Raw genomic sequence first — 20,172 nt, 5'->3', positions numbered from 1 at the left:
AAATATGATCCTTATCAAAATGCTGTTGCAGAACGCGTGAATGGTATACTTAAACAAGAATTCTTAGAGGGAATAAGCATTAAGGATTTACAGTTAATGCGTTTATTGGTTGCTGAGTCAATTGATATTTACAACACGGAAAGACCACATTATTCAAATTATTATGAAACGCCTCAACAGATGCATAATCAATCTAAAATCAAAATGAGAACATATAAAAGCAAAATAGCATCACAAAAATGTGATGCTATTTAATAAATTGGTATCCTTGTAAAACTGTATCGCTATTTCAGGACGACACAATAGATTTATTTATTTCAGATGAATTTATAATTCATAATTAGAACGGCGCCGGTCCATCGTCATCGCCGCCGAAGTCATTGACTTTGCTGCCCAGGGTTTGTCCACCGAAGAACTTATTCTGATCTCCTCCCCAATTGGTTTCTGTATCTATAAAGTCACCACCTAAGTCAGCGAACTTCGTAAACTTACCAATGTATTTCAGCTTTACCGTTTCAAGTGAACCGTTACGGTGTTTCGCAATAATTACTTCACCTGTACCTGCTGTTGGATTGCCTTCTTCATCTACATCTATCTTATAATATTCCGGACGATATAAGAACATTACGATATCCGCATCCTGTTCGATCGCACCAGATTCACGTAAATCGGATAATTGCGGACGCTTATCACCACCTCTGGATTCAACCGCACGACTCAACTGAGAAAGTGCAATAACAGGCACTTCCAACTCTTTTGCCAAACCTTTTAATGCACGCGAGATTGCAGAAATCTCCTGTTCACGGTTACCACCGCCACCTTTATTACTCGTATCAGCCGACATCAACTGCAAGTAATCAATGATGATCATTTGAATATCGTTACGAGATTTCAAACGACGGGCTTTCGTACGCAATTCACGAATCGACAAGCCGGGAGTATCATCAATATAAATGGGTGCAGAAGTTAATGGAGAAATTTTGGAGTGCAATTGCTGCCATTCGTATTCCTCCAGTTTTCCTGTTTTAATTTTATAACTATCCAACTCTGCTTCTGATGCAATCAAACGATTTACCAGCTGTACAGCAGACATCTCTAAAGAGAACAACGCAATTGGTTTCTTAAAATCAACCGCTGCATTCCGCATAGCAGAAAGTACAAAGGCTGTTTTCCCCATACCCGGACGGGCTGCAATAATGATCAAATCACTTTTCTGGAAACCGGAAGTCACACGATCCAGATCAGACATACCGCTTGGTACACCTGTTAAACCGTCGGCTTGATCTTTTTTCTCTGCAAGTTCTTTCAATGCTTGTCCGATTAGGCTTCGCATCTCTGAATAATTCTTACGGATGTTCGCTTCAGATACTTCGTATAAATCTTTTTCTGTTTTATCCAACAACTCGAATACGTCGGTTGTATCCTCGTAAGCATCTTTATGAATTTTCGATGCAATGGTAATCAAATTACGTTTTATGGATTGTTCCGACACAATACGTGCGTGGAATTCAATATTTGCGGCAGAACTGACTTTAGTCGTTAATTCTGTAATGTAGTATGCTCCGCCAACAAATTCCAATTCTGCTTTTGAACGCAATTGATTCACAACTGTGATCAAATCAACGGGCTCAGAACGGTCAAACAATTCCAGTACAGCTAAATATATTTTCTGATGCGCTTCTTTATAAAAACTTTCAGGTTTTAAAATATCAATAACAGACGTAAGCGCATCTTTCTCTAACAAAAGTGCCCCTAAAACAGCTTCCTCAACTTCAACTGCCTGAGGGGGCAGTTTTCCCATACCTGCTAACAGATCATTCGCAATGGTATTCTTAGCTACAAATCCGGTAGACTTCGTTCTCGATTTTCCAAACTCCATACTTCAAATATACTTCTTATTATCCATCGAATCAGGCAGCATATCCATGAGTTCTCCCTAATTATAACATCATACTAACATTCTTATCAACATGCCTGAATATTAAGTAAACATTAGCATCCGATTAAAATTCAATTATAAATTATATACTTATCAACACTATTCATTTTCCTTTATCCACTTTTACTGTTTTATCCTGAATTCTTTTATTTTTGCTTGATTAGTTTTTAAAAATAATGGAAAAGAATAGAGTTCATTTCATCGCAATTGGTGGTGCAGTCATGCACAATTTGGCATTGGCACTTCATCATAAGGGATATAAGGTTACAGGTTCTGATGATGAAATTTTCGAGCCTTCAAAAACGAGACTTGCTGCATACAACCTCCTACCCGCTGAAATGGGTTGGTTTCCGGAAAAGATCACAACAGATCTGGAGGCAGTTATTTTAGGAATGCATGCACGGAATGACAACACCGAATTGGCTAGAGCACGTGAGCTGGGCATTAAGATCTATTCGTTCCCTGAATACATATACGAGCAATCGAAAGACAAACAACGCATTGTAATCGGCGGCAGCCATGGCAAAACAACCATTACCGCAATGATCATGCACGTGTTAAAAACACACAACCGCAAGTTTGATTATTTAGTGGGCGCTAAGCTGGATGGTTTTGACACCATGGTACAGATCACAGATGATGCTCCGATCATCATCATTGAAGGCGATGAATACTTAACATCGCCCTTGGATCTAACACCGAAGTTCTTGCATTATCACCACCACATCGGCTTGATCAGTGGTGTAGCCTGGGATCACATCAATGTGTATCCAACGTTTGAAGAATATGTAATGCAGTTCGATCTGTTTGCAGATTCAACACCTAAAGGGGGTATTTTAATTTACAGCGAATCGGATGATATCGCTACCCTTATCGGTGGAAAACCAAGAACGGATGTACTGGCTGTTCCTTACTCTGCTGCCAAACATGAAATTGTTAACGGCATTACATATTTATTGACTGACAAAGGCAAGGTTGAATTAGAAGTTTTCGGCAAACACAACTTGAAAAATATCAACGCGGCTAAAAATGTTTGTATTAAAATTGGCATCACAGAACAAATGTTCTATGATGCAATCAAAACATTTAAAGGTGCTGCAAACCGTTTAGAAATTTTAGGAAGAGGTAAACACAATGTTGTGTTTAAAGATTTTGCACACGCACCTTCAAAATTGAAAGCAACTTCTAAAGCTGTAAAAAAACAATTTACCGATCGTAAATTAGTTGGTGTTTTAGAACTTCACACCTTCAGCAGTTTGAACAAAGAGTTTTTATCTCAGTATAAAGATACCTACAAAGCTCCGGATGAACCGATTGTTTACTTCAACCCAGAAACTGTTAAACATAAGCGTCTGGAAGAAATTACAGAAGCAGACATCATTGAAGCATTTGACAATCCGAAGTTGAAAGTATTCACAGATAGTAAAAAACTGGAAGCTTTTTTGTTTGAACAAAACTGGAAGCAAACAAACTTACTTCTTATGAGTTCAGGCAACTTTGGCGGCATCGACTTAAAACAATTAACATCTCACGTATTGAATCAACACGCATAATGACAGATCAACTTCCCCTATTCGATGCCGGAAATGCATTCAAAATAAAGATCAATAAGCCTATTGCGTTCTTTGATTTAGAAACAACAGGTGTAAACATTTCTACCGATCGAATAATTGAGATTTGTATTGTTCGTGTTTCACCGCCAAACGAAACAGTTGAAGTAAAAACATTCCGTGTAAATCCGGGCATGCCTATACCCGACCAATCCAGTGCAATCCATGGCATTTACGACAAAGATGTAGCAGATAAACCACCATTTGCAGACATTGCACAGCAGGTTTTTCAATTTATGAAAGACTGTGATCTGGGCGGATTTAATAGCATACGTTTTGATATCCCCTTGTTGATCGAAGAATTTTTCAGAGCAGGAATTGAATTCGATATTTCAAAAAGAAAACTAATCGACTCGCAGCGTATTTTCCATTTAATGGAGCCAAGAACGCTTGGCGCTGCATATAGATTTTACTGCAACAAAGATCTTGAAAATGCACACAGTGCAGAAGCAGACACGCTTGCAACGTATCATATTTTAAAAGCACAGATTGAAAAATATGCAGACAAGCAAGTGAAAGATGCGGAAGGCAAAGTAAGTGTTCCGATCAAAAATGATATGCAGGTGTTGCATGATTTCTCTGTAGGCAACATGGTTGACCTTGCTGGTCGAATGGTACTAAGCGATAAAGGCGAAGAGCTTTTTAATTTTGGAAAATACAAAGGCATGAAAGTTAAGGACACCTTACTGAAAGATCCGATGTATTACGATTGGATAATGAAAGGTGATTTTCCTCAGGATACGAAGAAAAAATTAACTCAAATCAAATTAAAAAACTTTGGCGGACTAAAATAGGTTTAAACGCTTTAAAGCAACAAAATAGCGCTCTCCAAAGAGTACATATCGGTTTAAAGAAACCAATATGTACTCTTTTTCGTTTATAGACTTAAGGTTAACTTATAGAAAGGAGATTGATTATGAAAAAGAAATTACTCCATATCGTTGCGTTACTGTTTTTTTCTCTAGGCTGTGTATATTTCATGTTTAACACATTGTTAAGAGGTGATATAACTAAATTATTACCGTTAAAAATATCGCCTCAAATACCGTCCGAACAATACGCACCACAGCAAAAAAACAAATACTCTCCCAAAGATTTAAAACGGATCTACATGTTCGAGCACATTCATAAAAGTGTTGAACGTGGTAAGAAAGGGATTGTGTGTTAATGTCTGAATTTGGATTTATTGGATTGAAGAGATTATTGGATTGTAACTTATAAGCAGCATAAGTAAATTGTTATGCTGCTTATAAGAGTTTTTTTCTTGCGTTCTTTGCGATTTCAAGTTTACGCTCTTTGCGGTTAAATTTTGTCTGAATCAGGATTTACAGAATTAAAGGATTTTCTTGATTTTTCTTCTTCGTTATTACAATTGATGTATTAAATCCAGTTAAACAGAAATCTACCCAATATCACATATTCTATTGTAAATAAGCATCTTATACAATATCTTACTAACCACTCCAAATACCTATACACATTTTCATTTTTTACTAGTTCCTTACGCTTTAAAAATTTATTTTAGTAGAGAGTATACATATGCAGGTACCGTATGCAGGTTGACTCATGCTGTTTAGTGCAGTATTTATTACAGAATTTTTACGCGAACGATATAGAAGTACACATGAAAGAGAAAAAAGGAATCGCATTGATTGAAGATGACCCATGGTTGGAACCTTACGAAGGTGAAATTCAAGATCGCATTACCAGATACAAGCGCGCATTAAAAGAAATCAAAGAACATTACGGTGACTTACTAACCTTTGCTACCGGACATAAATACTATGGTGTAAACTTCGATGAGGACGAGCGCGGCTGGTATTACAGAGAGTGGGCTCCGGAAGCTTATGAAGTATATCTTACAGGCGATTTCAATGATTGGGACAGACGCTCGCACCCTTTAACACGTAATAAGTTTGGTGTATGGCAAATATTTCTTCCATACGATTTATATCAAAAACGTTTTGTTCATAAAAGTAAGATCAAGGTACAGATCGTTGGTGCGAATGGCACACACGACCGCATTCCTGCATACATTACACGCGTTGTTCAGGATATCGAAACAACAGACTTTTCCGGGCAGTTGTGGTTCCCTCAAAAACAATTTGAATGGACAGACCGTGATTTCAATTTACGTAAAATAAAAAATCCAATAATCTACGAAGCGCACGTTGGTATGGCGCAGGAAAAAGAAGGTGTTGGTACATATAGAGAATTTGCTGACAAGATCGTTCCGCGCATACGTCAGATGGGCTATAACAGTATACAGCTTATGGCTGTTATGGAACACCCGTATTATGGTTCATTCGGTTATCACGTTTCAAATTTCTTTGCTCCTTCTTCCCGTTTCGGAACACCGGAAGACCTAAAATATCTGGTTGACCGTGCGCATAAATATGGATTAGCAGTAATCATGGATGTAGTGCATTCACATGCTGTAAAAAATCTATCTGAAGGTTTGGCAGAATTTGATGGCAGCGATCATCAATACTTCCATCCGGGCGAAAGAGGAAATCATCCGGGCTGGGATTCCAAATTATTTGATTACGGAAAGCTTGAAGTAAAACGTTTTTTACTTTCAAACTTACGTTACTGGCTGGAAGAGTTTCACTTCGATGGGTTCCGTTTTGATGGAGTTACATCGATGCTGTATTTCGATCACGGCTTACGTACGTTCGACAGCTACGACACCTATTTTAAAGGCGGTGTAGACTACGATGCTGTTACGTATCTGCAATTAGCAAACGAGGTTACACATAGATATTTAAAAGATTCCATCACCATTGCAGAAGATGTAAGCGGTATGCCTGGCTTATCGCGCTCTATCAAAGATGGCGGCGTTGGTTTCGATTATCGTTTAGCAATGGGTATTCCGGATTTCTGGATCAAGTATTTAAAACACTTGAAAGATGAAGAATGGAACATTTATGAAATGTGGAGTACGTTAACGAATCGTCGTTATAAAGAAAAAACCATTGCCTATGCCGAATCTCACGATCAGGCCATGGTTGGTGATAAGACCATTGCCTTTTGGTTGATGGATAAGGAAATGTATTTCCACATGCAGGTAGATGATGCAAATCCGGTAATTGATCGTGGAATTGCAATCCATAAACTGCTGCGCATGTTCACCTTTGCGTTAGGAGGTGAAGGGTATTTGAATTTCATGGGTAACGAATTCGGCCATCCGGAATGGATCGATTTCCCAAGAGAAGGAAACGGATGGAGTTATCAGTATGCACGCAGACAGTGGTCGCTGGTTGATAATCCGCGTTTGAAATACCAATACCTTGGAGCCTTTGATGAAGCCATGATGCGTGTGGTACGCAGAACCCGTTTGCTTGCTTCCGAAGCTGCAACGCAATTGAATATGGACGATCACAATAAGGTTGTGATCTTCGAACGCAACAACATGATCTTTGTATTCAATTTCAGTGTTAGTAATTCAGTCTTTGATTATAAATTCAAATCCTTCGGTCCGGGTACATTTGAGATTGTATTGAACAGCGATGACATTCGTTTTGGCGGTCATGGACGTGTAGACGATACACTTGAATACCATACCAACGAAGAAGGTCAACTGAGTATCTATACACCAAGCAGAAGTGTGTTGGTGTTTAAGAAAAAGGAAGTTGAAGAATAATTATGAATTATGATTTATAAATTATGAATGAGTCCCGTGGTTTGATTGCTGCGGGACTTGTTTGTTTATATGTGATTATTAAATCATTTAAAAGACTCTTATGATAACAAGTTACATCAGTAAAAAAGAAATTACTTCAAGTGAAGCCATCAAAGGCTGTGATATACGGAAAGGAGTTTTTGATCTGATCCAATCTGAGTTTACAGGCTTCGATACAGAAAAATACATTTCGCTTGATGAACTGAATCAATACAGACGATCTTATTTAACGTCTTTAATTGTTCAGGAAAAAGGAGAAATAGCAGTAATCGATCAGGATGTAATGAATGCTATTAAAAATAATTCCATCCTTTCTGAAAACATTCAAGATGATCAAGACACCGAATTGACTACTGGTCAAAAAATTGCGGATAAGGTTGCAACATTTGGAGGCAGCTGGGCATTTATTATCACATTTTTTTCATTTATTGTCTTTTGGATCATAATCAATATCTGGTTCTTAGCAACAAAGTCCTTTGATCCGTATCCATTCATCTTACTGAACCTAATCCTCTCCTGTTTAGCAGCAATACAGGCTCCCATCATCATGATGAGCCAAAACAGGCAAGAACAAAAAGACCGTCAACGTGGAGAGCACGATTACAAAATCAATTTAAAGGCAGAGCTTGAAATAAAACTATTAAGTGAAAAGATGGATCATTTACTTGTTCATCAGAATAAAAAATTATTAGAGATACAGGAAGTTCAAATTGATTACCTGGAAGATCTGATGAAAGAGGTAAAGAAAAATAATTCTTAATTATATGAAGAAAATTTTATCTGTTGTATTGATCCTAATCCTTTTGTGTTTGGTATTATATTATTATGCAACCCATGTAAATACGGAGACGATCACGAGAAAAAGTATAACCGTTAATAATTGTACTGCTGAGTATGTACATTATAAAAACGATAACATCAAAAATATTGCAGAAACCCATGGACATGCGCCCAACAATATTATGGAAGTGGGCTGGGCCAAAATGGAAATTGCAAAATGCCTTTGTGATAATTATCTCATCAGAAAAACAGCTAGCGATTCGATCGAGATTATAAACATACTTAATTCACCTGAATATTCTGACTTAAAAAATATTTTCGAACCGAATTCAGAATATTTTCAAACAGATACACTGAGATTAGAATTTGCCTGTAAAAACAAAGAAAAATATTTCGAAAGATTTGTATTGGATTGAAACAGATTACATAATCTTATTTAATATAATTTAGTTAACTATGAAATCACTTCGCATCTGCTCCTGGATATCCATCTGCCTTAGCTTTGTTTTCAAATTCCTGCACTATCCTTTTGCGGGTCCACTGATTGTGTTAGGCGTATTCTTGCTTTTCATATATACGGTCATTTTTGTGATAAAAAATGCAGATAAAAATATGCCAGAAGTATTTTTTCATTTGAATATTTTTATCTGGACAACCTACTTCATGTTTCGTTATATGTATTGGCCTTTCGCTCAGATTCTATTCACGGTTTGTGTCTGTCTAACATTCATATATACCGTTTTACTTGCTGTTAATAAGTCTAAAATTCGTTATCCTCAGACTATCCTATTCACTTACATCTTAGCTTTAGGGATATTAGCCTATACACAGAGTTATCGCATCTATTACTTCTTCAATTTAAATCCCGTTTTAAATGAAGAATTTAATACGGTAAATTATCAAGCATGGGACAAATACAGCTGGTTCTTATATGGAGCTAATAAAAAAGAGAAAGCTTTGGAAGCAAATAAAAATGCAAAAAATGCTGTTCAGAAATCGCTAGAAATAAATGCCGCAGATATCTACGCCAATATGTTTAACCCCTACATTATATACCACGAAGATTTGATCAAAAAAAATAACTGGACAAATTATACGGAACCTTAAAACATAACATATTCTGCTTTATTCTCTGCCCAAATATCTTTATATTATATAATTCATTTTGCAATACCGAATCCGCCATTTATAATTTATAACTCATAATTTACAATTCTTATGTCAACTTTTGAACAACAACTAAAACGTATGCACGAAGGTGCTGGCTTCATTGCCGCATTGGATCAAAGTGGTGGAAGTACACCTAAAGCATTGGTAGGATACGGCATTCAGGAAACAGCCTACAAAAACGAAGATGAAATGTATGCGCTGATACATGCCATGCGTTCACGAGTAATGACGGATAAATCGTTTACCGGAGATAAAATCCTTGGTGTTATTCTATTCGAAAAAACATTAAATTCTAAAGTTGAAGGTTTGCCAACGACAGAATATCTATGGAAGAAAAACATTCTTTCGTTTTTGAAAATAGATAAAGGTCTGGAAGAAAAAGTAAATGGCGTACAGTTGATGAAGCCGATCCCCAATTTGGCTGCAGTGATTCAAGATGCTGGAAGCAAAGGTGTATTCGGCACAAAAATGCGTTCGGTAATTTTTGAAAACAATCAAACTGGTATTGCAGCAGTCGTGAAGCAGCAATTTGATTTTGCACGGATCATCATTGCAAATGGTCTTGTTCCTATTATTGAACCTGAAGTAGATATTCATTCTCCCGATAAAAAAGAGATCGAAGCTTCGTTGAAGAAATACATTCTGGAACAATTAAACACCCTTGCTCCGAATGAAAAAGTAATGTTAAAGCTGACCTTACCTACCGTTGATAATTTCTACAATGAATTTACAAAACATTCTCAGGTAGTACGTGTGGTTGCTTTATCAGGCGGCTACGATCTTGAAAAAGCAACGCAGCTACTTGCTGCGAATAAAGGTACAATCGCAAGTTTTTCAAGAGCCTTATTAGACGATCTTCGTGTAAACCAAACACCGGAAGAATTTTCGAAGGTACTATCAACAGCCATTGACGTGATATACAATGCATCGATTACATAAGAAGTAAACTTCTAATAAAAGAAAAGAGCTTCCGATCACATAAGATCAGAAGCTCTTTTCTTTTGAGAACGCAGTAATGTCGATTCTCAGATACCCTGGATCACAGCCGGAGTAATGTATACACCGAACAGTTCTTCTAATTTTTCCATTCTGTATGCAAATATTTTTTCGATCTTTCCTTTCACCAAAAACGGGTGAACAATACTGCCCAATATTCCCAAAGGCATTTTATATTCCAATATATCGGTAATCTCAACGCCGTTTGCTATTGCCTTGAAATGATGCTGATGATTCCAGTATGCATAAGGACCCGAGCGTTGAAAATCTACAAAAAGTTTTTTCTCTTCCATCTCTGTTATTTCTGTAACCCATGTAAAAGGCATTCTGAAGATGGAATCAATATCATAGGTAACAATCATTCCTTTATACATCATACCTTCTCCACCTGCTACAATATGAAACCCTAAATCGGGCGGAGTGACCTTTTTTAAATTACCGGGATATAAAAAAAACTTCCAGATCTCATCCAGACTTACCGGCAATTGTTGAGTACGTTCTATTCTATACATCATTTTAAAATTCAAAATAGACACGCAATATACATCTTTAGCATCAAAGCCCTATACCAATTTTTACTTAAGCGGCTTATTGTAAAACACTTAAGATGTCCAAACATTCATTTTCAAGACAAATCAGGCACTTTTTAGTATATTGCGCCTTCAAATTAACTCCCTCCTTTATGTCTGACGACGCTACTCCTTGTCCAAAATGCAAATCTCCCTACGCATACGAAGCTGATTCGTTAATGGTTTGCCCGGAATGTAATTATGAATGGAATCCCGCAGAAATTGCAGAAGCACTCAGTACGGATAACGTTATAAAGGATTCTAATGGTGCAATCCTGCAGGATGGCGACACTGTTGTGATCATTAAAGATCTGCCCGTTAAAGGTGCTCCGAAAGCAATCAAAGCAGGCACAAAGGTTAAGAACATCCGCTTGAAAGACGGTGACCACAATATTGATTGCAAGATCGATGGTTTCGGTGCTATGGCATTGAAGTCGGAGTTTGTGCGGAAAGGCTGATTCGGATTCATTGGATTCTTTGGAAAAATGGGATTATGGGCGACTAATAGAACCTGTATCTCCCATAATTAAATCTCCATGAAACCATACTTCAATTTGGAATTATATAATCCACACATAAACACAATTTCAATCCTTTTCCTCCCATGATTAAAATCGTGGGCTATGCAGGTTCGTATCACAATCTTCAGCAATAAACCGTCATTAGAAGATATAAGCAATGGTTTAGTAGCCTGTAATCCCATCTTTCCAAAGAATCCAATGAATCCAAATCCTGCTTGTAAACCCGTAAATAATTACGGAACTTTGCATCTCCTATGAAAAAGAAAGTTGAAATACTTGCTCCTGCCAAAAACCTATATCAGGGAATGGCTGCCATCAATGCCGGTGCAGATGCGGTATACATCGGTGCTCCTCAATTTGGTGCCCGTACCAATGCAACCAATCCGGTTGAAGACATTGCAGAATTGGTGCGTTATGCGCATTTATTCAAGGCACAGGTGTTTGTTGTATTGAACACAATCTTATACGATAACGAATTAGAGACCTGCGAAAAATTGATACATGAACTGTATCACATCGGTGTGGATGCATTGATCATTCAGGATATGGCAATCATGGAAATGAATATCCCTCCTATTGTAATCCATGCAAGTACGCAGGCAAACAACCGTGATCCCAAGCATGTAAAGTTTCTTGCAGATGCAGGAATGAAACGTGCCGTATTAGCGCGCGAATTAAATCTAGATCAGATCAAAGACATCGCAAATGCAACGGATGTTGAATTAGAATTTTTTGTATCTGGTGCGTTGTGTGTTTCATTTAGCGGCAACTGCTATATGAGTATTGCAGGCGGTGAGCGCAGTGCTAACAGAGGCTCTTGTGCGCAGAACTGTCGTTTGCCATACAACCTTATTGATGGTACAGGAAAAACATTGATCGCAAACAGTCACTTGTTATCGATCAAAGATCTTGACTTAAGCGATCAATTACCAAATCTGATTGAAGCAGGAATTACGTCTTTCAAAATTGAAGGTAGATTAAAAGATATAGTTTATGTAAAAAACAATGTATCCTATCTGCGTAAAAAATTAGACGCGTTTTTAGAAAATAACGAACGTTTTGAAAAAGCATCTTCCGGCCGTACGTTCTTCAACTTCGATGCAGAAATGGATCGTAGCTTCAACCGTGGCTATACCGATTATTTTGTAAACAAACGTACACAAAGCATCGGTTCATGGGACACACCAAAGTCGCAGGGACAAGTAATCGGAAAAGTAACAGCAGTTAAGAAAAACGGATACGTAATTGAGAACTCCGACAAATTAAATAATGGTGATGGTTTATACTTCATCAACGAAGCCGGTGAAGCAGACGGTGCGCAGATAAACACCATTGAAAATGGTATCGTCATTCCAAATACATTCAAGCCATTAGCTGTAGGCACCATGATCTACCGCAATGCGGATGCGGAGTTTAACAAATTAGTTGAACGTGAAGACAGCGCAATCCGTAAGATCGGTGTTTCATTATTCTTTACAGAAACCGCTGCAGGCTTTGAGTTAAAAGCTGTAGATGAAGACGGACATACAAGTATTTCTACATTAGAGGTTGCAAAAGAATTAAGTAAGAATAGCGATGGTGTTGTAGAGAACATTAAAAAGAATCTTTCAAAAACAGGAAATACACCATTTATTGTAGATCATTTAGAAGTAGAACTTTCTGCAAGCTGGTTCTTACCTATTTCAAAAATAAATGAGATCAGAAGAATCGTTCTGGAAGATCTTATTGACGTACGCGTAAATGCGTATCAGCGCAAGGAATATAAGATTCAAAAAACAGAACATCCCTACCCGGTTGAAAAACTGGATTTCATGTACAACGTGTCAAACAAAATGGCTAGAACATTTTATCACAGACACGGTGTAACCGAAATTGAAAAAGCATTTGAGCTGCAATGGGATCCTGGCAAGGCACGCGTGATGACAACCAAGTATTGTGTTAAATACGAATTGGGTAAATGTCCGAGGTACCAACGCGATACCATGGGTGAAAAAGTAGTTGAACCCTTGGTTTTAAAGCATGGGGAAAACGAATACAAATTAAAATTCAATTGCAAGCCTTGCGAAATGGAGATCTGGGAGAAGGATGCTGATCTTGTGTTTGATGAAGAGGACTATTGATTTGGATTTATTGGATTTTAAAGATTATTGGATTAAAGTTAGTAATCTAACCTGTTCATAATATTTAAACTTTACTGCCAGACATAAAAAAATGCGAATAGGTAAATATCTATTCGCATTTTTTTATTAATCCTTTTTTTCAATTAATCCAACAAATCCAAATTCAGACAATTATTTATATTCCCCAAACAACTCCAACATTTTAACATTTCGATATTCAAAAATTTCCTGAACTTTGTGTTTAACAATAATTGGTTCAAGCCACTCTCCTATAATACCCAAAGGCAGTTTATAGTTAACGATATCCGTCATTTCAACGCCATTAGGAATTGCCCTGAAATGATGTTCGTGGTGCCAGATTGCATAAGGACCTACACGTTGTTCATCAACAAAAAATTTCTTATCCTCTACATGCGTAATTTCTGTCACCCATTTCATTGGGATACCAAGTAATGGTGTTACGGTATACTTAATAAGCATGCCCGCATACATTGGACTTTCACCACCAGACTTTATATTAAAACCCATATAAGGCGGAGTAATTACTTTTAAATTTTTAGGGGAAGAAAAAAAATCCCATGCTTCTTCAATAGTAATTGGTAAACGTTGCGTTCTTTCTAATGTATGCATGTTGTGTATGAGTTAATAATGAATAAATAATTTCAACTAAAGAACTTTTACTGTTGACATACCTCCATCAACATGAAACGTTTGCCCGGTAATCCAGGTGGATTTATTTCCCAATAAAAAAAGAATCGATGATGCGATATCACCAGCTTCTCCAACTCTCCCCAATGGATGACGTTTACCTGAGTTTAATTTCTTTTCTTCGGTATTCAATAATTTTTCTGCCAATGGAGTATCTGTAATGGAAGGTGCAACAACATTAAAACGGATCGTAGGTGCATATTCAGCGGCCAAGGACCTAGACAAGCCTTCAAGTGCAGCTTTTGAAGAAGCAATCGATGCATGAAAACCCAAGCCAATAGTTGCCGCTACGGTACTAATCAATACAACAGACCCATTCCCTTTTTTCAACGCAGGCAAAGCAGTTTGAATGGATTTTACAGCACCTAAGAAATTGATTTGATAGTCCGAAGTAAATTCTTCAATGGAGATTCTATGAAATGGCTTTAAGATGATTGTTCCTGGAAAATAGATCAAGCCATGTAAGGTATCCGGTAAGAAATTTTCAGGTATTGAAGCAGTGACAATATCAAGCACCTGATGATGTTCAGTAACATTCATTTCCAACCTGCTGACCGTCCACAAGTCATGACCGTCTTCTTTTAATTTGCCAATCACTTCAGAAGCAATCGCTGAGTTACTGCCAACAAGTAAATAATTCATTCGTTATTTGATATGCGATAGAAATTCATTTTTAACAGAATCTTCTTTAAACTTACCGGAATAGCTGGCAGTAATTGTTGTACTTGATTCATCCTTTACACCACGCATAGATACACACAAATGCTTTGCATCAATCACAACTGCAACATCTTCAGTATTCAATATCTTCTTTAATTCATTTGCAATTTGCATGGTAAGTCTTTCCTGAACTTGCGGACGTTTTGAAAAGTATTCTACAATACGATTCAACTTCGACAAACCAATTACGTTACCGTTTGAAATATATGCCACATGGGCCTTACCAATGATTGGTACAAAGTGGTGCTCACAATTAGAATAAAAAGTAATATTTTTCTCCAACACCATTTCATCGTACTTATACTTATTTTCAAATAAAGCGATGGCTGGCTTATTCGCAGGGTTTAAACCACTGAATATTTCTTTTACATACATCTTAGCCACACGCTTTGGAGTATCTTTTAAACTATCGTCTGTAAGATCTAAGCCAAGAATATCCATGATATCTTTAAACTTTTTACTAATCAATTCAATTTTAAGATCATCATCTAAATCAAATGCATCAATACGTATGGGAGTATTGGGATTGGATGAATAATGATCCTCATTTATTTCTTCAATCAACGTCTGTATACCTTTAGTAATCTTCATATTCATCCTATTTAATATTATATAACAAATAGCTGCAACAATTTATCGAGTTAAACTATATTCAGTTTTAAGTCGTGCTATTAACTCTTTTCTAGCAATAAATATTCGACTTTTTACTGTGCCTATTGGTATGTCGAGTTCTTCTGAAATTTCTTTGTATTTATACCCATCCACATAACGCAGAAATGGCAATTTGAATTCATCCTTTAACAAATCAATAACACGAAGAAGTTCCTTGTAAGTTAATTTGGGCATCCGTTGTATTAGAATGTATCGTCGTTTGAATTTCATCTTTCAATAAATCAAATGAGTTGTTTACTAATGTATTTTTTCGAACAGATCTTCTGTATGTATTGATGAATGTATTCTTCATGATGACACACAGCCAGCCTTTCAAATTTGTTGAGCTGATAAATTTGTCTTTATACTTAATTGCTTTAAGTATTGTATCCTGAATCAAATCTTTAGCATCGTCTTGATCTGCTGTTAATTTTAAAGCAAAATTTTTCAGCAGATGCTGCTCATTCATTACCAGCGTATAAAATTCAGTTGTTGACATAAATTTATTTGTTTAACATTTACACCATTTTGTTAAACAAAAATAGTCATTTTTGTTTAACAAAAAATACACTTAATTAAACAAAATAATTAACATGCTGATAAACAGGATTATAAAAATATAGATTTTTAAAAATTAAACAAGTTTTTTAAAAGCATCTAAGCCCTTATGCAGAATTATGTTAGTAGGTAGTTTTACTGATTCCCTGATAAACTGATAACCTGAAACAAAAAATATACAGTCAGGGAAATCACAACTTAATTTATTCAAATACTCCTGTAACATCCCTTCGGCAAAAGGATTGGTAAATGCGGTAACTATTTTTTGAGGTTGAATGCTATGAACAACAGCTAATAAATCAACGTAAGGAACAGATTGTCCTAAATAAATAACCTTATACCCTTTTGACTTTAATAAATAGGTATATACCAACAAGCTTATTTCATGCAATTCTGATTCGGGCAAAAAAAGCAAAAAAGTCTCTTTAGTTGGGTCAGGTTTAATCGAAACAGAATCAATAGATACAATTATCTTTTGGCGAATCAGATTACTTATAAAATGCTCTTGAGCAGGATTAATGGCTCCGGTTTGCCACAATATACCTATCTTCTCAAAAAATGGATAAATAGTATGCTCAATTGTTTTTATTAAACCATGTTTTGAAACTGTATTAGAAATAATTTCCTGAAAATTATCCTCATTCAATTCAATCATGCTCACGATCAAACCTTCAATCTGATTATCCTCATAAATACTTGTATCAATAATTTTTTTAACTTCTGAATTTAATTGATCAGGAGTTAAGTGAGCAATTTTTGAAATTTTAAGTCCATTTTTATTAAGAACACTAACATTCAAAATCCGCTTTAAATCCTCATTAGAGTAAAAGCGAATGTTATTGCTCATTCGTTGGGGTGTAATGATATTATACCTTTGCTCCCAAATACGAATCGTATGAGCCTTAATACCTGTAATCCGCTCTAAGTCCTTTATTGAAAACTGAACCACTTATTTCCTGATTATATGAAGATTTAAACAAATGTACTCTCTTTTGTTTAGCTCCCATGCGATTTTTTTAAACAAAATTATTTTATTAAGTATTTTTACGTATAAATACTTGCTTTTACGTAACAATTACGTAATTTTGCCTACGTAGTTAACATTAGTCCCTTTTACTTATGAAAAACGAAACTCAAATCCTGGTCGTTGGCAACGGAATGGTTGGTTACAAGTTTTGCGAAAAGCTGAAGAAAAAAGATCCTTCCGGCGCTTTCAAAATTACCGTACTTGGGGAAGAACCAAGACCTGCATACGATCGGGTTCACTTAAGTGAATATTTCAGTACCCGTTCGGCAGATCATTTAACCATGGCACCGAAAGAATGGTATGCAGAAAACAACATCAACCTGGTCTTAGGCAATCCGGTTGTATCGATTGACAGAGAAAAAAAATCTGTTACAACGTTTTCCGGTGACGTCTATTCTTACGATAAATTAATACTTGCAACTGGCTCTGCAGCCTTTGTACCTCCTATTAAAGGCGTTGATAAAGACGGTATTTTTGTATACCGCACCATTGAAGATCTGGAGATGATGATCAATCAGGCTCAGAAATCGAAAGTCGGTGCTGTAATTGGTGGCGGGTTATTAGGTTTAGAAGCAGCTAAAGCATTGTTGGATCTAGGTATAAAGCCACATGTAATTGAATTTGCATCACGCTTGATGCCACGCCAATTGGACGAAGCTGGCTCTAAGATTCTACAGGAAAAATTAGAATCCTTGGGATTAACAATCCATTTAAATAAAAACACTTCTTACTTTGACGGAGATGCAACTGTAACTGCGATGCAGTTTGCAGACGATACACGTTTAGAACTTGATATGGTTGTTATCTCAGCAGGTATCAAACCACGAGATGAAGTTGCTAAAAAAGCAGGTTTAACAGTAGGTCCGAGAGGTGGTATTGAAGTGAACGATATACTTCAAACTTCTGATGAAGATATTTATGCAATCGGTGAATGTGCCTTGCACTGGGGAATGATCTATGGCCTGGTTGCACCTGGTTATGAAATGGCGGAAGTTGTTGCAGAAAATTTAATCAAGGAACATAGCAAAGAATTCCGTTCGTTTGATATGTCTACCAAGTTAAAATTAATTGGTGTTGATGTAGCAAGCTTCGGTGATGCCTTCGGTGCAGAAGAAGGTTCGGTAGCAATTACATATGAGAATAAAGATAAAGGCATTTACAAACGCCTGAACTTATCGGCAGATAAAAAACGTGTTATAGGTGGGATATTAGTGGGCGATGCTGAAAGCTATAACATGTTGCTGCAGATGGTTAACAACAAGATGGCTTTACCACCGGATCCGGAAGATTTAATTCTGGGTTCACGTGGTGATGGCAAATCTGAAGGTGGTAATGCGGGTGTAATGAATCTTCCGGATGAAGCATTGATCTGCTCATGCGAAGGGGTTACCAAAGGTGCGATCTGCGGAGCAGTTACAGATCAGAATGTAACCGATCTGGCAGGCATGAAAAAATGTACCAAAGCCGGAACAGGTTGTGGCGGCTGCGTACCAATGGTCAATGATTTAATTTCTGAAACATTAAAGTCTCAAGGAAAGGTTATTAAAAAAGTGTTGTGTGAACACTTTGACTATTCCCGTCAGGAATTATTGGATCTGATCAAAATTCATGAATATAAAAATTACGATGTCATTCTGGATGAATTAGGAAAAGGTGATGGCTGTGAAATATGTAAACCGGCTGTAGGTTCTATCCTTGCAAGTGTTTGGAATGAAGTAATATTAAAACAAGCTACCATTCAGGATTCGAATGATCGTTTCCTTGCGAACTTACAGAAAGGTGGCACCTACTCTGTTGTGCCTCGTGTAGCAGGTGGAGAAATTACTGCTGAGAAATTGATTGTACTAGGACAAGTTGCAAAAAAATACGATTTGTATTGTAAGATTACCGGCGGACAGCGCATCGATTTGTTTGGTGCACCGGTACATCAGTTACCGGATATCTGGGAAGAGCTTATTGATGCTGGTTTTGAAAGCGGACATGCGTACGGAAAATCATTGCGTACTGTAAAAAGTTGTGTGGGTTCAACGTGGTGTAGATTTGGAGTACAAGATGCAGTTTCGTACGCAATACGCATAGAAGAGCGCTACAAGGGAATACGCTCTCCGCATAAAGTAAAGATGGCCGTATCGGGCTGTGTGCGTGAGTGCGCAGAAGCACAAGGGAAAGACTTTGGTATCATTGCAACTGACAAAGGATGGAACTTATATGTTTGCGGGAATGGTGGTGCAAAACCACAGCACGCAATCTTATTCGCTTCAGACTTAGACGATGAAACCTGTATTAAATACATCGATCGTATCATGATCTTTTATATCCGTACAGCAGAGCCTTTAATGCGTACGGCTACATGGTTAAATAAATTAGAAGGTGGTATTGAATATTTACGTGAAGTAATTATCAACGACAGTCTTGGCTTGAACAGCCAATTCGAAAAAGAGTTGCAGTTACTTGTAGACACGTATCATTGCGAATGGAAAGAAGTTGTTGAGAACCCTGAGTTGAGAAAACGCTTCAGCACATTTATCAATTCGGATGAATCCGATGAAACAATGGCTTTCACAGAAATGCGAACACAGAAAAAACCGGCAAACTGGAAAGCGTAATTCACCCTTAAACCACTTACTAATATGACAAACGCAACAATCACAACTACAGATACAACCTGGTATAAAGCCGGTACGATTTCAGATGTACCGGAAAACGGTGGCGCATGTGCCATGATCCAGGGAAAACAAATTGCGATCTTCAATTTTACACGTCGCAATGAATGGTTTGCAACAGACAATCTATGTCCGCATAAACAACAAATGATCTTATCGCGTGGTATGATCGGTGATATGAGCGACGAACCTAAAGTTGCCTGTCCATTTCATAAAAAATCATTTTCCCTAAAGGACGGTCATTGCATGTCTGGCGATGACTACACTATAAAGACCTATCCAATCAAAGTAGAAGACGGTTTAATTTTTATTGGCCTAAATGAATAATTAAAATCTTCTGATTAATTGGTTTAGTTGGGACGGTGACGAAAAGGGCGTCACCGTCTTTTTTTATAGATGAGGTTGTCGATAGTAGAATTGGAGGATGAGAATAAACTAATACATATGATTTGCCTCAA

The 20,172-nt window shown here is 37.0% G+C and carries 20 protein-coding genes; 12 read left to right on the top strand and 8 right to left on the bottom strand.

What is annotated here, in order from left to right; translation table 11 throughout:
• Positions 1-255: integrase core domain-containing protein (locus A3EE_RS20195; RefSeq protein WP_018342794.1), on the top strand; the 255-nt coding region annotated here is incomplete at its 5' end.
• An 85-nt stretch (positions 256-340) separates the two neighbouring features.
• Here A3EE_RS20195 and dnaB read toward each other — a convergent pair.
• Positions 341-1,879 (bottom strand): replicative DNA helicase, encoded by a 1,539-nt coding sequence (dnaB, locus tag A3EE_RS0107320; RefSeq protein WP_018342793.1) that lies wholly within the window; start codon positions 1,877-1,879, stop codon positions 341-343.
• A 236-nt stretch (positions 1,880-2,115) separates the two neighbouring features.
• Between dnaB and A3EE_RS0107315 the strand changes: the two genes are divergently transcribed.
• From A3EE_RS0107315 to A3EE_RS0107280, 7 genes are all read left to right on the top strand, one after another.
• Positions 2,116-3,492, top strand: coding sequence for a UDP-N-acetylmuramate--L-alanine ligase (locus tag A3EE_RS0107315; protein ID WP_018342792.1), 1,377 nt, complete (start codon positions 2,116-2,118; stop codon positions 3,490-3,492).
• The gene (locus tag A3EE_RS0107310) at positions 3,492-4,343 is read left to right on the top strand and encodes a 3'-5' exonuclease (protein WP_018342791.1); all 852 of its coding nucleotides are present in this window, start codon (positions 3,492-3,494) and stop codon (positions 4,341-4,343) included. The genes A3EE_RS0107315 and A3EE_RS0107310 overlap by 1 nt, the downstream gene beginning before the upstream one ends.
• 830 nt (positions 4,344-5,173) lie before the next feature.
• On the top strand, positions 5,174-7,192 hold the full coding sequence (locus tag A3EE_RS0107300; RefSeq protein ID WP_018342789.1) for an alpha-amylase family glycosyl hydrolase: 2,019 nt from the start codon (positions 5,174-5,176) through the stop codon (positions 7,190-7,192).
• Between the two features lie 100 nt (positions 7,193-7,292).
• Positions 7,293-7,991 carry a DUF1003 domain-containing protein gene (locus A3EE_RS0107295; protein WP_018342788.1) on the top strand — a complete coding sequence of 233 codons (699 nt, stop codon included), beginning with the start codon at positions 7,293-7,295 and terminating at the stop codon, positions 7,989-7,991.
• Between the two features lie 4 nt (positions 7,992-7,995).
• On the top strand, positions 7,996-8,427 hold the full coding sequence (locus A3EE_RS0107290) for a hypothetical protein (RefSeq protein WP_018342787.1): 432 nt from the start codon (positions 7,996-7,998) through the stop codon (positions 8,425-8,427).
• Between the two features lie 40 nt (positions 8,428-8,467).
• Positions 8,468-9,118 (top strand): hypothetical protein, encoded by a 651-nt coding sequence (locus A3EE_RS0107285; RefSeq protein ID WP_018342786.1) that lies wholly within the window; start codon positions 8,468-8,470, stop codon positions 9,116-9,118.
• Between the two features lie 111 nt (positions 9,119-9,229).
• The gene (locus tag A3EE_RS0107280; protein WP_018342785.1) at positions 9,230-10,120 is read left to right on the top strand and encodes a fructose bisphosphate aldolase; all 891 of its coding nucleotides are present in this window, start codon (positions 9,230-9,232) and stop codon (positions 10,118-10,120) included.
• Between the two features lie 86 nt (positions 10,121-10,206).
• On the opposite strand, the gene A3EE_RS0107275 is transcribed toward A3EE_RS0107280, so the two are convergent.
• Positions 10,207-10,692 carry an SRPBCC family protein gene (locus A3EE_RS0107275; protein ID WP_018342784.1) on the bottom strand — a complete coding sequence of 162 codons (486 nt, stop codon included), beginning with the start codon at positions 10,690-10,692 and terminating at the stop codon, positions 10,207-10,209.
• A 167-nt stretch (positions 10,693-10,859) separates the two neighbouring features.
• Between A3EE_RS0107275 and A3EE_RS0107270 the strand changes: the two genes are divergently transcribed.
• Together A3EE_RS0107270 and A3EE_RS0107260 are read left to right on the top strand one after the other, a co-directional pair.
• Positions 10,860-11,204 carry a zinc ribbon domain-containing protein YjdM gene (locus tag A3EE_RS0107270; RefSeq protein ID WP_018342783.1) on the top strand — a complete coding sequence of 115 codons (345 nt, stop codon included), beginning with the start codon at positions 10,860-10,862 and terminating at the stop codon, positions 11,202-11,204.
• 317 nt (positions 11,205-11,521) lie between these two features.
• Positions 11,522-13,387 carry a peptidase U32 family protein gene (locus A3EE_RS0107260; RefSeq protein WP_018342781.1) on the top strand — a complete coding sequence of 622 codons (1,866 nt, stop codon included), beginning with the start codon at positions 11,522-11,524 and terminating at the stop codon, positions 13,385-13,387.
• 171 nt (positions 13,388-13,558) lie between these two features.
• Here the strand turns inward: A3EE_RS0107260 and A3EE_RS0107255 are convergent, their stop codons facing one another.
• The 6 genes from A3EE_RS0107255 to A3EE_RS0107235 all read right to left on the bottom strand — a co-directional run bounded on the left by A3EE_RS0107255 (position 13,559) and on the right by A3EE_RS0107235 (position 16,973).
• Entirely contained in the window at positions 13,559-14,017 is a 459-nt protein-coding gene (locus tag A3EE_RS0107255) for an SRPBCC family protein (RefSeq protein ID WP_018342780.1), read from the bottom strand.
• Between the two features lie 36 nt (positions 14,018-14,053).
• Entirely contained in the window at positions 14,054-14,737 is a 684-nt protein-coding gene (locus A3EE_RS0107250) for an SDR family NAD(P)-dependent oxidoreductase (RefSeq protein WP_018342779.1), read from the bottom strand.
• Between the two features lie 3 nt (positions 14,738-14,740).
• Positions 14,741-15,412, bottom strand: coding sequence for a GTP cyclohydrolase I FolE (gene folE, locus A3EE_RS0107245; protein WP_018342778.1), 672 nt, complete (start codon positions 15,410-15,412; stop codon positions 14,741-14,743).
• A 36-nt stretch (positions 15,413-15,448) separates the two neighbouring features.
• Entirely contained in the window at positions 15,449-15,661 is a 213-nt protein-coding gene (locus tag A3EE_RS22115; RefSeq protein WP_245553815.1) for a sigma factor-like helix-turn-helix DNA-binding protein, read from the bottom strand.
• The gene (locus A3EE_RS21045) at positions 15,621-15,965 is read right to left on the bottom strand and encodes an RNA polymerase sigma factor (protein ID WP_018342777.1); all 345 of its coding nucleotides are present in this window, start codon (positions 15,963-15,965) and stop codon (positions 15,621-15,623) included. The genes A3EE_RS22115 and A3EE_RS21045 overlap by 41 nt, the downstream gene beginning before the upstream one ends.
• A gap of 135 nt (positions 15,966-16,100) precedes the next feature.
• A complete protein-coding gene (locus A3EE_RS0107235; RefSeq protein WP_026209650.1) occupies positions 16,101-16,973 on the bottom strand; it encodes a MerR family transcriptional regulator in 873 nt (290 codons plus the stop codon).
• A gap of 170 nt (positions 16,974-17,143) precedes the next feature.
• Between A3EE_RS0107235 and nirB the strand changes: the two genes are divergently transcribed.
• The gene (gene nirB / locus A3EE_RS0107230) at positions 17,144-19,657 is read left to right on the top strand and encodes a nitrite reductase large subunit NirB (RefSeq protein WP_018342775.1); all 2,514 of its coding nucleotides are present in this window, start codon (positions 17,144-17,146) and stop codon (positions 19,655-19,657) included.
• A gap of 24 nt (positions 19,658-19,681) precedes the next feature.
• On the top strand, positions 19,682-20,041 hold the full coding sequence (nirD, locus tag A3EE_RS0107225) for a nitrite reductase small subunit NirD (RefSeq protein ID WP_018342774.1): 360 nt from the start codon (positions 19,682-19,684) through the stop codon (positions 20,039-20,041).
• Positions 20,042-20,172: the final 131 nt, after the last annotated feature.

Origin of the sequence: Cytophaga aurantiaca DSM 3654 (assembly GCF_000379725.1) — a bacterium.
GTDB lineage: Bacteria > Bacteroidota > Bacteroidia > Cytophagales > Cytophagaceae > Cytophaga > Cytophaga aurantiaca.
Note: the sequence above shows the minus strand (reverse complement) of the source record. Positions and strands in the feature narration are given on the sequence as shown.